Origin of the sequence: Chryseobacterium sp., assembly GCF_022869225.1 — a bacterium.
GTDB lineage: Bacteria > Bacteroidota > Bacteroidia > Flavobacteriales > Weeksellaceae > Chryseobacterium.
This window is the reverse complement of record NZ_JALIHL010000001.1, coordinates 1,671,387-1,684,916: the sequence shown is the minus strand read 5'-3', so window position 1 is coordinate 1,684,916 and position 13,530 is coordinate 1,671,387. Positions and strand designations below refer to the sequence as shown.

15 protein-coding genes are annotated in these 13,530 nt (G+C 37.8%); 5 read left to right on the top strand and 10 right to left on the bottom strand.

Going from position 1 to position 13,530, the window contains the following annotated elements:
- Nucleotides 1–251: 251 nt before the first annotated feature.
- From accC to pdxA, 5 genes are all read right to left on the bottom strand, one after another.
- Complete coding sequence (gene accC, locus MUW56_RS07895; protein ID WP_292012677.1) at nt 252–1,607, bottom strand: acetyl-CoA carboxylase biotin carboxylase subunit; 1,356 nt, start codon at nt 1,605–1,607, stop codon at nt 252–254.
- 98 nt (nt 1,608–1,705) lie between these two features.
- Nucleotides 1,706–2,188, bottom strand: a complete 483-nt coding sequence (gene accB / locus MUW56_RS07890) for an acetyl-CoA carboxylase biotin carboxyl carrier protein (protein WP_292012676.1) — start codon at nt 2,186–2,188, stop codon at nt 1,706–1,708.
- Between the two features lie 127 nt (nt 2,189–2,315).
- Entirely contained in the window at nt 2,316–2,519 is a 204-nt protein-coding gene (rpmF, locus tag MUW56_RS07885; protein ID WP_002976251.1) for a 50S ribosomal protein L32, read from the bottom strand.
- A 67-nt stretch (nt 2,520–2,586) separates the two neighbouring features.
- Nucleotides 2,587–3,117: a DUF177 domain-containing protein gene (locus MUW56_RS07880; RefSeq protein ID WP_292012675.1), complete on the bottom strand. Its 531-nt coding sequence runs from the start codon at nt 3,115–3,117 to the stop codon at nt 2,587–2,589.
- Nucleotides 3,118–3,201: 84 nt separating this feature from the next.
- Nucleotides 3,202–4,293: a 4-hydroxythreonine-4-phosphate dehydrogenase PdxA gene (pdxA, locus tag MUW56_RS07875; RefSeq protein WP_292012674.1), complete on the bottom strand. Its 1,092-nt coding sequence runs from the start codon at nt 4,291–4,293 to the stop codon at nt 3,202–3,204.
- 48 nt (nt 4,294–4,341) lie between these two features.
- Between pdxA and MUW56_RS07870 the strand changes: the two genes are divergently transcribed.
- The 3 genes from MUW56_RS07870 to MUW56_RS07860 are packed head-to-tail and all read left to right on the top strand — an operon-like array spanning nt 4,342 to nt 7,077.
- Nucleotides 4,342–4,926, top strand: a complete 585-nt coding sequence (locus MUW56_RS07870; RefSeq protein WP_292012673.1) for a riboflavin synthase — start codon at nt 4,342–4,344, stop codon at nt 4,924–4,926.
- Nucleotide 4,927: 1 nt separating this feature from the next.
- A complete protein-coding gene (locus MUW56_RS07865; RefSeq protein WP_292012672.1) occupies nt 4,928–6,382 on the top strand; it encodes a HAMP domain-containing sensor histidine kinase in 1,455 nt (484 codons plus the stop codon).
- Nucleotides 6,382–7,077 (top strand): methyltransferase, encoded by a 696-nt coding sequence (locus MUW56_RS07860; protein ID WP_292012671.1) that lies wholly within the window; start codon nt 6,382–6,384, stop codon nt 7,075–7,077. The genes MUW56_RS07865 and MUW56_RS07860 overlap by 1 nt, the downstream gene beginning before the upstream one ends.
- Nucleotides 7,078–7,132: 55 nt before the next feature.
- Here the strand turns inward: MUW56_RS07860 and MUW56_RS07855 are convergent, their stop codons facing one another.
- Together MUW56_RS07855 and rpmH are read right to left on the bottom strand one after the other, a co-directional pair.
- Nucleotides 7,133–7,843 (bottom strand): cell division ATP-binding protein FtsE, encoded by a 711-nt coding sequence (locus MUW56_RS07855; protein ID WP_101239222.1) that lies wholly within the window; start codon nt 7,841–7,843, stop codon nt 7,133–7,135.
- Between the two features lie 155 nt (nt 7,844–7,998).
- Entirely contained in the window at nt 7,999–8,157 is a 159-nt protein-coding gene (gene rpmH, locus MUW56_RS07850) for a 50S ribosomal protein L34 (RefSeq protein ID WP_002976260.1), read from the bottom strand.
- A gap of 235 nt (nt 8,158–8,392) precedes the next feature.
- Between rpmH and MUW56_RS07845 the strand changes: the two genes are divergently transcribed.
- Nucleotides 8,393–9,403, top strand: coding sequence for a bifunctional oligoribonuclease/PAP phosphatase NrnA (locus MUW56_RS07845; protein WP_292012670.1), 1,011 nt, complete (start codon nt 8,393–8,395; stop codon nt 9,401–9,403).
- 77 nt (nt 9,404–9,480) lie between these two features.
- Complete coding sequence (locus MUW56_RS07840; protein WP_292012669.1) at nt 9,481–11,073, top strand: choice-of-anchor J domain-containing protein; 1,593 nt, start codon at nt 9,481–9,483, stop codon at nt 11,071–11,073.
- Nucleotides 11,074–11,092: 19 nt separating this feature from the next.
- Here MUW56_RS07840 and MUW56_RS07835 read toward each other — a convergent pair whose 3' ends face one another.
- The 3 genes from MUW56_RS07835 to MUW56_RS07825 all read right to left on the bottom strand — a co-directional run bounded on the left by MUW56_RS07835 (nt 11,093) and on the right by MUW56_RS07825 (nt 13,402).
- Nucleotides 11,093–11,839 carry a patatin-like phospholipase family protein gene (locus MUW56_RS07835; RefSeq protein WP_292012668.1) on the bottom strand — a complete coding sequence of 249 codons (747 nt, stop codon included), beginning with the start codon at nt 11,837–11,839 and terminating at the stop codon, nt 11,093–11,095.
- Between the two features lie 139 nt (nt 11,840–11,978).
- A complete protein-coding gene (locus MUW56_RS07830) occupies nt 11,979–12,761 on the bottom strand; it encodes an alpha/beta hydrolase (RefSeq protein WP_292015389.1) in 783 nt (260 codons plus the stop codon).
- A gap of 116 nt (nt 12,762–12,877) precedes the next feature.
- Complete coding sequence (locus MUW56_RS07825) at nt 12,878–13,402, bottom strand: biopolymer transporter ExbD (protein ID WP_292012667.1); 525 nt, start codon at nt 13,400–13,402, stop codon at nt 12,878–12,880.
- Between the last annotated feature and the right edge of the window lie 128 nt (nt 13,403–13,530).

The window sequence follows — 13,530 nt, the reverse complement described above, 5'->3', positions numbered from 1 at the left end:
TTTGCCTTGTTGCCTAAAACTACTGCCAGATCAGCTTTTTGTTTTGGAGCACTAAAACCATCCGCAATCAGGTAAAGTGAAGAAGGGTAAACCATGATAATCCAATGATCAGGATGTACTTTATAATAGGTTTCAACATGGATCTATTTTACCTATTGCCTGAGAGCAATGCGGTAAGCAATACTGTTTATTTTTACCATAAAAAAACTGCCTCAAAAAGAGACAGTTCAATATTTTATGGTAAAATAATCTTAGTGATTATCATATTTTTTATCCATTACAAAATCCTCCATGAATTTCGTAGTGTAGTTTCCTGCAAGATAATCTTCATTATCCATCAGCTGTCTGTGGAAAGGAATTGTTGTTTTTACCCCTTCAATATAGAATTCCTCTAATGCTCTTCTCATTTTTGCAATAGCTTCCTCGCGGGTTTGAGCCGTAGTAATAAGCTTAGCAATCATTGAGTCATAATTAGAAGGGATGCTGTATCCTGAATAAACGTGAGTATCCACCCTGATTCCGTGTCCGCCAGGGATATTTAATCCTGTGATTTTTCCCGGAGACGGTCTGAAGTCAGCATAAGGATCTTCTGCATTGATTCTGCACTCGATAGAATGTAATTTAGGGTAATAGTTGATTCCTGAAATAGGAGTTCCTGCTGCAAGAAGAATTTGTTCTCTGATCAGATCATAATCAATCACCTGCTCAGTAATAGGGTGCTCTACCTGGATTCTTGTGTTCATTTCCATGAAATAGAAATTTCTGTGTTTGTCTACAAGGAATTCGATAGTACCTACTCCTTCGTATCCAATGAATTCTGCAGCCTTTACAGCAGCGTCACCCATTTTCTCACGAAGTTCGTCTGTCATAAACGGAGACGGTGTTTCTTCAGTCAGTTTCTGATTTCTTCTCTGTACAGAACAGTCTCTTTCAGAAAGGTGGCAAGCTTTACCAAACTGGTCTCCTGCAACCTGGATTTCAATGTGTCTGGGCTCTTCAATCAGTTTTTCCATGTACATCCCTCCGTTTCCGAAGGCTGCCACAGCTTCCTGAATAGCCGATTCCCAGTGATCTTTAAGGTCTTCAGCTTTCCAAACCGCTCTCATCCCTTTACCGCCGCCGCCGGCAGTTGCCTTGATCATTACCGGGTATCCGGTTTCTTCAGCAATTTTTACAGCGTGTTCGTAAGATTCGATAAGACCGTCAGAACCAGGTACACATGGTACCCCTGCAGCCTTCATGGTAGCTTTAGCATTCGCCTTATCTCCCATTTTCTCAATCTGTTCAGGAGAAGCACCAATGAATTTGATCCCGTTTTTCTGACAAATTCTTGAGAAGTTGGCATTCTCAGATAAGAATCCATACCCTGGGTGAATGGCATCAGCATTTGTAATTTCTGCTGCCGCAATGATATTAGGGATTTTAAGATAGGAGTCTTTGCTCATTGCAGGACCGATACAAACTGCTTCATCAGCAAATCTTACGTGAAGACTGTCTTTATCAGCAGTTGAATAAACCGCAACGGTTTTGATCCCCATTTCTTTACAAGTACGTAAAATACGCATTGCAATTTCGCCACGATTGGCTATTAATATTTTTTTGAACATCTTCTTCAATTTGAAAATTAGATAATTTGAAAATTAGATAATGTTATTTTAATGTAGAATTTAATCTAACATCTAATGTCTAACATCTAACTTCTAAATTAAGATGGATCTACTAAGAATAAGGGTTGGTCATATTCTACAGGGGTAGCATCGTCAACTAAGATTTTAACGATTTTTCCGCTGATTTCAGATTCGATCTGGTTGAACAATTTCATAGCTTCAATTACGCAAACTACTTTACCGGAAGAAACTTCATCTCCTACATTGATGAATACATCTTTATCAGGCGAAGGTTTTCTATAGAAAGTACCGATCATCGGAGATTTGATCGCTACGTATTTGCTGTCATCAGACGCTGCTTCAGCTTTCTCAGCAGGTGCAGCAGACGGAGTTGCAGCAGGTGCCGGAGCAGCTACTGCCTGAGGAGCAGTGTGGTATACTGCAGGTTGTGCATAAACAGCTTCGCTTCCAGCTAATGGAGTTTTAATAGTGATTTCGAAATCTTTAGTTTTGTATTTCACCTCTGAAACTTCAGCCTTAGATACAAACTTAATAAGATTTTGTATGTCTTTAATGTCCATAAATTTGATATTTGATTTTGGGTCAAAGATACCAAAAAAACGCAAAAAACAACAAAAAACCGCCAAATTTTATCAAAATCGGGCGGTTTTTGTATTAAAATGAGGCTTTTTCAATGAAAAGCGACTCTTAGTTTTCTTCAGTAGCAGCTACTTCTTTTTCCAATACTACTTTACCTCTGTAGTACAATTTTCCTTCATGCCAGTGAGCTCTGTGGTATAGGTGAAGCTCTCCTGTTGTTGCATCTTTAGCTAATTGAGGAACTACAGCTTTGTAGTGAGTTCTTCTCTTATCTCTTCTTGTAGACGACTGTCTTCTCTTTGGATGTGCCATTTTCTAATAACTTTTTTAATTGATGAGCGATGAGATTCATCATCTCATCATATTTAAATTATTTTATTTAATTATTGTCTTTTAATTTTCTTAACGCTTCCCATCTCGGGTCACTTTCATGTTCTTCCTCTTCAGTTTCCGCTATATCTTTCGGACTGAACTGATCAAGAATTTGCAGATCTTCATCACTTACATTTGGTGAAATCTTTTTCATAGGAATGGAAAGCATTACATTTTCATAAATCAAATGGGCTGTATTGAAAGCATGCTCTCCGGTAGGAATCGTAATGACATCTTCATTGCTGTCATCATATTCCTCTCCAAAATTTACCAGAATCTTGATCTCATTCTCTATAGGATAGTCGAAATCTTCATTTGTAATGTCACAAACCAGTTCAACCCATCCTTTTATTTTAATCTCAAATTCTAAAAAAGTAGTGTGCTTATCAAGGAAGACATTCACTTCTATTCTAGGATTTGTAAATTCCTGCTCAGTGTCAAATAATTGAAAGAACGTTTTATCTATCTCAAACTTGAACTCGTGTTTTCCGTTTTTAAGTCCGGAAAAGCTTACGTCATAGTTTCTTAACTTGTCCATAAAATGAGTGTGCAAAAATATGCATTTTTTTTATAATAACAAATAAAATCCCAAACAAATTAATTTAAAGTTTGTTTTAAAGATTTATGCTTCAGTTTCCTCAGGAAGGTCTTCATCTATTCCGTTGTCTACAACCATTTTTCTTGGCTGAAGGCGGTTGGTCATCAGTTCACTGTATTCACTTCTGTTCTTAAAAACTTTAATTGCCGTGAAAATAGCTTCTGTAAAACTCTGTTCATCTGCAATATTTTTCCCCGCAATATCATAGGCAACCCCATGATCCGGAGAAGTTCTGATAAAAGGAAGTCCGGCTGTATAATTCACCCCCTCTTCATAAGCTAATGTTTTGAACGGGGCTAGTCCCTGGTCATGATACATCGCTAAAACAGCATCGAAGTTTCTGTATTTGTTCGGTTGAAAGAAACTGTCAGCAGGGAAAGGGCCAAATGCCAGGATTCCATTGTCCGAAAGTTCCTGAATAGCAGGTCCGATTATTTCAATTTCCTCATTCCCGATGACTCCGCCGTCACCTGCATGTGGATTAAGGCCCAGCACTGCAATTTTAGGCTTTTGAATGCAGAAATCTTCAATCAGGGTTTGGTTTAATACCTTGATCTGCTTCTTGATCTTTTCTTTGGAAATATTTTCTGCAATCTTCGAAATAGGGATGTGATGGGTGGAAACAGCTACTTTAAGATCTTCGGTAACAAGGAACATTAATCCTTTTTTATTGAATTTTTCTTCAAAATATCCGGTATGTCCGGCATGCTTGAATCCCATTTTTACCATTTCATCTTTATTGATCGGAGCAGTGACAAGCACATCAATATCTCCTTTCATTAAAGCTTCTGTTGCTGCTTCTAAAGAATCAATCGCCATTTTTGTGGACTCTTCCGTGGGAACTCCCAACTCTACATTAACGTTGTCCTTGGTCAGGTTTACCATATTGAGTTTCCCTGCCTGGGCCTGGGATGCTTCGTTGATGTAGTTGAAATTAAGATTCAGCTTAAAAATATTTTTCTGATAAGTGAATAATTTTCCTGAACCAAAAATGATCGGAGTGAAGAAATCCGTAATGGTTTTGTCTATCAGAGACTTCATGATGATTTCGGGACCTATGCCGTTGAAATCGCCAATTGAAATTCCTACTCGTACTTTATGGTTTTTTGGGCTCATTTTGATTATCTTTGAAGATTATAATTTACAAATTTAGCAAAAAATAATATGTTCACAGGAATTATTGAAGCAGTTGGTGTTATTGAGAAGATTGAAGAAAAAGGAAGCAACATAGATTTTACCTTAACGTGCCCTTTTACAAACGAGCTTAAAATTGATCAAAGTCTGGCGCACAACGGATGCTGCCTTACTGTTGTTGAGATTAAAGAGAACCAATATGTAGTAACAGCGATCAATGAAACATTAGAAAAAACAAATCTTGGAAACTGGGAGTTGGGAACTGTAGTTAACCTTGAGCGTTGTATGAAAATGGACGGAAGGCTAGATGGGCATATTGTTCAGGGGCATGTTGATAAAACGGGAGAAGTTGTGGGAATTGAAAATAAAGACGGAAGTTATTTCATTACCATTCAGTATGAAGCTGGCGGAAACTTTGCGACTGTACCTCAAGGGTCAATTACCGTAAACGGAATCAGCCTTACTGTTGCAAAAAGTGAAGATACCCAGTTCTCCATAGCCATTATTCCTTATACATGGGAATTTACAAATATGAAACATTTGAAAATTGGTGATAAAGTAAATTTAGAATTTGACATCATTGGTAAGTATATTGCTAGGTTAATTAAAAAATAGGATGTCAATAAATAAGTATAAAGGATATAGCTTAAGGAACCGCGTGTTTTTCGGTTTCTTACTGGTATGTTTTTTAAGTGTTGTTGCTACTTCGCTTGTCCCTTATTTTGTATTGAGGAATAACTCCCTGCAGCAGAGTAATATCGACATGCAGGAAAAGACCAATGCGGTAATGAGATATCTGGATTATGCAGTCAGCAGAACCCTTGTGGAAACAGAAGATCTTCCAAAAATTTTGGGAAATAAGATCTTTGAAATTGCAGATATCAATCAACATGACATTATTATTTATGATCTGAAAGGGAATTATGTGCTTTCCAATAAAGATGAAAGTCTGGTGGAAAAGAAAACAATTCCTATTGACATTATCAACAGGATATTGTCTACAGATGCGAGAGTTGATATTACAGGGTATGATGCGTCCAAGGATGCAAAGCTTACCTCTTCTTTTCTTCTTTTAAAAAATAATGAGCTTGAGCCGATAGGTATTGTATACATTCCCTTATACCATAATGAATCTGCCTATCTGGAAGTTCTTCATCAATATGTTAAATATATCCTTTTAGTAGATATTTTCCTTATTCTGTTCAGCATCTGGATTAGCTGGGTGACTTCCAACAGCCTTGCGAAGACCATTACTAAATTTTCTGATATGATCACCCGTATTACCTTGTTTGAAAATGAAATGCATCCTATCAGATATTATAAGAATGATGAGCTTAATGCTTTGGCAAGAGCTTATAACAGGATGATCCTGCAGATCCAGGATCAGAAGGAGAGGCTTAGATTTAAGGCGTCAGAAGAAGCCTGGAGGGAAATGGCAAAACAGGTTGCTCACGAAGTGAAAAATCCGCTTACTCCCATGAAATTAACCATCCAGAATTTTGAAAGGAAATTTGATCCGGAAGACCCTAATATCAAAGAAAGAGTGAAGCAGATGAGCAAAACGATGGTTGATCAGATTGATCTGATCGCTACGGTGGCATCAGCTTTTTCAGAATTTGCCAAGCTTCCGGAAAAAAATAATGAAATAATCAATCTGAATACAGAGGTGGAAGATATTCTCAGGGTGTTCAATGATGACAGCATCTTTATGCATGCCAATAAGAGTAATATTATGATCAATATGGACAGGATTTATCTTTCCAGGATCATTACCAATCTTGTGACGAATGCAAAGCAGGCAGAAAGTGACCAACGAAAACTGATTATTAACGTAGATGTGGAGCAGCATCAGAGAAGAGTGATTATTTCCGTTCAAGATAATGGAATCGGGATCCCTGAAAATATATATGAAAGAATTTTTGAACCGAATTTTACTTCCAAAAATAGCGGAATGGGACTCGGCCTGTCGATGGTCAGAAAAATGATTGAGGATTATAAAGGTGAAATTTCCGTGAGATCCGAAGTCGGAAAGGGATCAACGTTTATTATTACTTTGCCTACCAATTTATAGTGAAGCCTTTTAAGTTTAAGCAGTTTGAAATTCAGCAGTCTAAAGACGTCTTTCGTGTAGGAACAGACGGTGTTCTGCTTGGAGCATTGGCCAGTGTAGAAGGGGCTTCCAGGGTTTTGGAAATAGGCACAGGAACAGGGATTGTTTCATTGATGCTGGCACAGAGAAATTCCCGGGCTTCTTTTCTGGGATTGGATATTAATGGAGAGGCGGCACTGCTCACGAAAGTTAATTTTGAGAATGCTCCCTTTTGTTCGAGGCTGAAAAATATACATCAGGACTTTAAAGCTTTTCATACAACGGAAAAGTTTGATCTTATCGTTTCCAATCCTCCTTATTTTGAAGTGTCGGATTCTGAAAAAGATAAAGTGGCCCGCCAAACGGTAGAATTGAATTTTAAACAGTTGATTGCCGGGGCAGCACGGTTTTTATCAGCAGATGGCCTTTTTTCTGTGGTTATCCCTGCTGAAGCCGGAGGGATCTTTATTTCGATGGCGGAAGAGAATCTTTTGTTTTTAAATCGGAAAGTCCATATTTTGGGAATTGAAAATTCCAAAGTTAAAAGACTGATCCTTGAGTTTTCGCGGACCGGGAAATGCCTTGAGGAATCCGATTTTATCATAGAAAAAAGTCCGAGAAAATACTCGGACCAATATCTTGAGCTCACCAAGGAGTTTCATGTTTTTGGAAAGTAAATTAAGACGTTAGAGGCTAGAGCAGGGGCTGTTTATCTCTTAATCTTTCAATTCCTTATTCAAACAATTCAGCGGTATCCAGTACAGAAACTTTTCCGTCTTCACATCTGATCGCTTCTCCAGGGAAGTTTTGGATCATGTGGTAGTCGTGTGTTGCCATTACTACTGCGGCACCGTTTTCAAGGGCTACCTGCTTCAGTAGGGTCATGATCTCGTTGGACGTTTCCGGGTCCAGGTTTCCTGTTGGCTCATCCGCTAAAATAAGGTCCGGGTGGTTAAGTAGAGCTCTTGCAATGGCGATACGCTGTTGCTCTCCTCCGGAAAGTTCGTGTGGCATTTTATGCTTTTTGCTTTTCATGTTCACACTTCCCAATACTTCATTGATACGGTCTTCCATTTTTACTTTGTCATTCCAGCCTGTTGCTTCAAGAACGAATTTTAAGTTTTTCTCAACAGTTCTGTCTGACAATAACTGGAAGTCCTGGAATACAATACCCAGTTTTCTTCTTAGGTTAGGGATATCAGAAGGTTTTAGCTTGGCAAGATCAAAGCCAACAACAGCTCCGTGTCCTGATGCTAATGGAATGTGCCCATAAAGAGTTTTCAGAAGTGAGCTTTTTCCGGAACCTGTTTTTCCAATAAGATAGCAGAACCTGCCTTTCTTAATGTTAAGATTTACATCAGAAAGAACGGTGAAGTTTTTTTGTGCAATCTTTGCATGCTGTAAACTGATAATATTGTCTCCGGAGATATTTGTATGTGGCATAATTTAATTTTAAAGGCTGTTTTCTAACAAAATTTTTTTAAATTTTAAAAATAGAAAAAAGATGGGTATACAACCTAAATTTTAGTAAATTTTAACAACAAAAAATGCCTGAAAAATATCTTTTCAAGCATGATTTGTATATGATAATGTAGAAATTATCTCTTAGCGCGTGCTGCACTTACCGTTAATCTCTTTCTGCCTTTAGCTCTTCTCGCAGCCAAAACTCTTCTTCCATTTGGCGTAGACATTCTTTCTCTGAAACCGTGTTTGTTTCTTCTCTTTCTTTCTGATGGCTGGAATGTTCTTTTACTCATTACTATATATTTAAATCGTAATTAATCTATTTATTTTCAGGTTGCAAAGATATAGAAATTTTTATAAGTTACAAATTTTCATTATCTTTTTTTTAAATTATTTGAAATGTTTTTCAGCCGGATATTGATCAACTGCGACGAGAAACTAAATTTCAGGTGCAAAAATAATATTTAAATGATTTATATAAAAGCTCTATCTTTGAAAACTTAAATTTTAACGAAAATAAACACAACGATGTTTACACCAGCAGAACTTCTAGATATCAATACATTACTAACCCCCGAACACAATATAGTTATCCTTACCCATTATAATCCCGATGGTGATGCTATTGGTTCCAGCCTTGGGCTGAAACATTATCTGAAAGCAAAAGGAATTCATGCAGAAGTAATTGTACCGAACGATTTTCCAAAATTTCTGAAATGGATGCCTGAATCTAAAAAAGTAATCATCGCAGAGTACAAAAAAAAGCTGGCTTCTGATATGATTGCCGGAGCTGATGTTATTTTCTGTCTTGATTTCAATTCCCCTTCAAGAATCGGATTGCTGGGAGACTGGCTGATCAGAGCACAGGGAAAAAAGATCCTTATCGATCATCATCAGCAGCCTGAAAAATTTGATTTTGTATACTCGGATACCGTCATTCCTGCCACTTCACAGATGATTTATCATTTCATAGAAGTCATGAACGATGAGAAACTGGTCAATCTGGATGTTGCAGAATGTCTTTATACAGGAATTATGACGGATACCGGCGGTTTCCGTTTCCGTTCTACAAGTGCTGCCACTCACAGGATCATTGCCAACCTTATTGAAAAAGGTGCAGATCCTGCTATGATTACTTCCAATACATGGGATACAAACACGGTTTCCCGGCTTCATTTGCTGGCCCTTATTCTGGGAAGAATAGAAGTCGTGAGCGATGGTAGAGTAGCTGTTTTAAGCCTGACGAGAGAAGAGCTGAAAGAATATGGTTTCCAGAAAGGAGACACGGAAGGATTCGTTAATTATGGTTTAAGCATTGCCGGAGTGAAAATGGCGGCATTCTTTATGGAAGATCTTTATGAGGATTTTATCAAAATTTCTTTCAGAAGTAAAGATGATGTGGATGTAAACCAATTCTCAAGAAAATACTTTAATGGAGGCGGGCATATTAATGCTGCTGGTGGAAAATCTTACCACTCTTTAGTTAATACGATTGAAAATTTTAAGAATTTTATCGAAAATGAAGAATTTGTTAAATAGAAAATAGTTGTATAATAGTTTGTTTTTCTTAATGATTTATTGTATTTTCGAAATAAATCATTAAAAAACAAACCATTATGAAAACAAAATTACTTGTATCTTTATTGGCATTGCCATTTCTAGCCAATGCACAATTTTCTCAAAACTTTGATGCAGGAACAACAACACCTGCCGGCTGGACTGTTATTAACGGTGGAGATGCGAATGGGTTTATTTTTGGACCCGGAGCGCCAAGAAGTGTATACTCATTACCGAACGCTGCACAGATTAATTACAGTGCTGCTGCCCATGATGATTATTTAGTTACTCCTGCCATTACGGTAACAGCTGGGGTTAATGACCGGCTGACCTATTTTGTGAAAAATCAGGACCCAAACTATGTAGAGAGCTACGATGTTAAGTTGTCTACTACAACACCTACGGCAGCTGCCTTTACGACCGTCCTGAAGCCTGAAGCTCCTGCTCCCAATAGCTGGACTTTCGTATCTATAGATCTTTCTGCTTATGTAGGACAAACAGTGTATGTCGGTTTACATGCTACTTCTCCGGACATGTTTAGATTATTATTTGATAATATAAACAGTAATACCGCTCCTACTGTAGTTCCTAATTGTGCTACATTAGCCTCTCCAAGCAACGGACAGACAGGGGTAAATCCAAATGCTGTAACATTAACATGGACGGCACCTGCTTCCGGAGCACTCGTAGACAGCTATGACCTGTATCTCGATACCAATCCCAATCCTACTACTTTAGTCCCAAGCAGTTATTTGTTTGCTGACTTTAATAACCTATTGGGAAATACAACCTATTATTGGAAAGTAGTTGCTAAAAATGCTGCAGGTGCAGCGGTTGCCTGCCAAACCAACAGCTTCACGACCGGAGATTCATTTGCTCCTTATTGTTTTGGAAACCTGTTATTCACCAGTGGTGTTGAGCCCATTACCTCTGTTCAGTTAAGTAACATGACCAATACCTCTTCAGAGGCACTGACGAGCCCTTCTCATGAAAATTTTGCTAATAAAGTAGCCTCAGTAGAGCAGGGAGGAACCTATCCAATTACATTTAAAGGGAATACTGACGGTAATAACTCTACTAAATTCATAGTGTATATTGACTGGAACCAGGATGGAGATTTCTTAGATGCGGGAGAGGTATATTTCAATACATCAGGTACTGCGGTAACCGTAACGAATTCTACGGGTATAGATGCCATAACAGCGACTGGAAATATTGTTGTTCCTGCCACTGCTACATTAGGAAAAACAAGAATGAGGGTGAAGAAAAATTATGCAACGGCAGCTACCTTCTATTTAAGTCCATGCTATTCTTCAGGAGCTGCACTTACTGCCACTTCAGGAACTACCGGTTACGGACAGGCTGAGGATTACAGTATCATGGTTGTCCCTGCAGGTACACTTGCTGTGAGTGAAAGCAAAACTAAAAAGGAATTAGGAGTGTATCCGAATCCTATGAAAGATATTCTGAATATTTCGACAGCAGAGAAAAAAATAACAGAAGTAACCTTTTATGCTGCTGATGGACGATTAGTGAAGTCTGTTAAGGAGAATATCTCAGCGATTCATACTGATGATTTGAAATCCGGTGTTTATATTGTAAAAGTAAAAACATCAGATTCTGAACAGTCATTTAAAGTAATCAAAGAATAACAATCACAGAATAAAAATACTAAAGGCTCTCAGTTGGAGGGCCTTTTTTATACCCTTTTTCCTCCAGTTCCCCACAGGTATATTCGTATACCTGCTGAAGCATTTCATCCATATATTTCTTGCTGAAGAGACTGTATTTCGTCATTTTCGGAGGGTCCAGAAAAATATGGCAGTATTTTACTTTAGAATAGACTGATTTTGCAGTGGCGAGGTGAAGAATTCTGTCAAATTCTTTCAGTAAACTCATCTTATTCAGATCTTCATAGCTGATTGAGTTGACATGGGAGGCAATTAGGAAATCGCACTTATCAACAATGGGTTCAATGGGAAGATTGTCCAGAACACCGCCATCCACATGTATTTTATCACCTATTCTTACCGGGGGAAGAATAAAAGGAACACTTGATGAAGCTAAAAGAGGAGCGAAAAGCTCTCCTTCAGAAAAAAAATCTACAATTCCATGGGTCATTTCTGTAGTGGCCACGTACATAGGAATATTTAAAATGCTAAAGTTATCCTCAGGAAAATAGTCTTTGAATAATTTTAAAATGAAAGTGGAACTGAAAATTCCGTTCTTGGATAATTTAAGGGCTGACCGCGAAAAGAAAGAAGTATGTCGTACAATCTCCATCATTTCATCGGGAGTTTTCCCAAAAGAATAGAAAGCCCCGATAATGGATCCTGCGCTTGTTCCTGAAATAATCTGTGGCTTAAGGTTGTATTCCTCCAGCGCTTTCAGTACGGCAATATGGGCAATTCCACGCATTCCTCCGCCTGAAAGTGTAAGTCCGATAACCGGTGGTTTCTTTTTCTGAACGAGAATAACCCCATTGCGATAATTGTTCTCTACTAATATACAGGAATTTTTATAAACAGATGTTTAACCCTGGTCATGAAGACAATATTTATAAAACTAATTTTTTAGGGAGATTATGGAGAAGTTCAGTATTGATAATCTCGGCACAGATTCCTGGTTTCTCCCAGTGCCCGTTGTGCCCGCAGTCTAGCAGGTAGGACTTTACATTTGTTCTGTCCGGAAGATTTTTAAGCATCGTATCTGTTTTTACGGCATTGTCATGTTTCCCGGCCAGTACTACAATTTTTGCTTCAAGGTTTTCCATAATATGTTTCTTGTCCGTTCTTTCTACCATTCCTTTTACGCTGGCTAAAGCCCCAAGATTATTAGTGGAAAGAGCTGTTTCAAGAGCAATTTCGATTTTGCCTTCCAGGATATCCCTTTCGTTTGGATTGAACAGATTGGGAACTCCGGCCCTGGCATAATGGGCAAATGCATCTTTGATAATTCTGTAGCTTTTTATACGCTGTTGTTTTTTCTCCTCATCATCCGGGAAATACGTAGAGAAAAATAAAGTCAAACTTTTTAATGAATCAGGATATTTCTCTGCAAAAGCCAATGAAGTATAGCCTCCCATGGAATGTCCCAATAGATGTACTTTTTCTAGTTTCTGGTTGTCTAATACTTTTTTTACTTCCTCTGCCATTAGTTCCATGGTATGAACTTCTCCCAGAGTTTCAGATTGTCCGTGGCCGGGAAGATCAATTTTTAAAAGTGAAAAATCTTTAGAAAGATGAGGCTCCATATCGCTCCATATAGAAAGATTCTCCATGAAACCATGAAGGAGTACTAAAGTTTCTTTTCCGTTTCCTTTTCTTTCAAAGTTCAGCATCATATCAAAATTATAAAGGTTAAAAATACCGCAGCCGATTTTTAAGCTGTCTTATCAGAGCTGCTGCTGACCCAAATGTAAACAAAAAAGAGCATTTTTAAAATGCTCTTTCTCTTTTATTGAACTAACTCTTTGTAAACCTTCGTTTCCCAAGGCTTAATATCAGTAACGCCGTAACGTTCTTTTTTTGCAATTGCCAGATTGTCCAGCATATCTACAAAATTTTTGTAGTTGGCTTCATCAGTAGGTTTGACAATAACCGTGAATTTTTCCGGTTTCGGAGCATTCTTATAGGCATCAGAAATGATTTTTGAGATTTTAATTCCACTGAAATCTGTTTCTTTTAGATTGCCTGCACTTAAATCTGCTGGATTACTTTGATGGTAAAATACCCGGTTGTCTTTTCCAAGAATAAATGTTACCTGGTTTTTATCTCCAATTACTGTGTTGTCTATAGGAGGATTAGTATGGTCTTTTGCCGGAAGCCCGAGATCCATGACATTAGGTTTTGTAAAATTAGTAGTGAACATAAAGAAGGTTATCAACAGAAAACCTAAGTCCACCATGGGGGTCATATCTACTCTGATCAATTTCTTCTTTTGCTTGCCGCCTTGTTTTTCTTGTGCGATTACTTCAGCCATAATTAATATTTTAAAATGTTAAACGGTATGTGTTGAAAATCTAAAAACCCGATCGTTGTTTTGAGGAATTGATACAAAGTTTGTACCTAAAACAATAAAATATCAACAAATTTTAATTTTAATTAAAT

Coding starts and splice junctions, on each gene's coding strand:
- MUW56_RS07855 (WP_101239222.1), bottom strand. CDS start 7,843: ATGCCACATACAAATATCTCCGGAGACAATATTATCAGTTTACAGCAT.
- accB (WP_292012676.1), bottom strand. CDS start 2,188: ATGGACATTAAAGACATACAAAATCTTATTAAGTTTGTATCTAAGGCT.
- MUW56_RS07865 (WP_292012672.1), top strand. CDS start 4,928: ATGTCAATAAATAAGTATAAAGGATATAGCTTAAGGAACCGCGTGTTT.
- MUW56_RS07825 (WP_292012667.1), bottom strand. CDS start 13,402: ATGGCTGAAGTAATCGCACAAGAAAAACAAGGCGGCAAGCAAAAGAAG.
- pdxA (WP_292012674.1), bottom strand. CDS start 4,293: ATGAGCCCAAAAAACCATAAAGTACGAGTAGGAATTTCAATTGGCGAT.
- accC (WP_292012677.1), bottom strand. CDS start 1,607: ATGTTCAAAAAAATATTAATAGCCAATCGTGGCGAAATTGCAATGCGT.
- MUW56_RS07845 (WP_292012670.1), top strand. CDS start 8,393: ATGTTTACACCAGCAGAACTTCTAGATATCAATACATTACTAACCCCC.
- MUW56_RS07870 (WP_292012673.1), top strand. CDS start 4,342: ATGTTCACAGGAATTATTGAAGCAGTTGGTGTTATTGAGAAGATTGAA.
- rpmF (WP_002976251.1), bottom strand. CDS start 2,519: ATGGCACATCCAAAGAGAAGACAGTCGTCTACAAGAAGAGATAAGAGA.
- MUW56_RS07835 (WP_292012668.1), bottom strand. CDS start 11,839: ATGCGTGGAATTGCCCATATTGCCGTACTGAAAGCGCTGGAGGAATAC.
- MUW56_RS07830 (WP_292015389.1), bottom strand. CDS start 12,761: ATGCTGAACTTTGAAAGAAAAGGAAACGGAAAAGAAACTTTAGTACTC.
- rpmH (WP_002976260.1), bottom strand. CDS start 8,157: ATGAGTAAAAGAACATTCCAGCCATCAGAAAGAAAGAGAAGAAACAAA.
- MUW56_RS07880 (WP_292012675.1), bottom strand. CDS start 3,117: ATGGACAAGTTAAGAAACTATGACGTAAGCTTTTCCGGACTTAAAAAC.
- MUW56_RS07840 (WP_292012669.1), top strand. CDS start 9,481: ATGAAAACAAAATTACTTGTATCTTTATTGGCATTGCCATTTCTAGCC.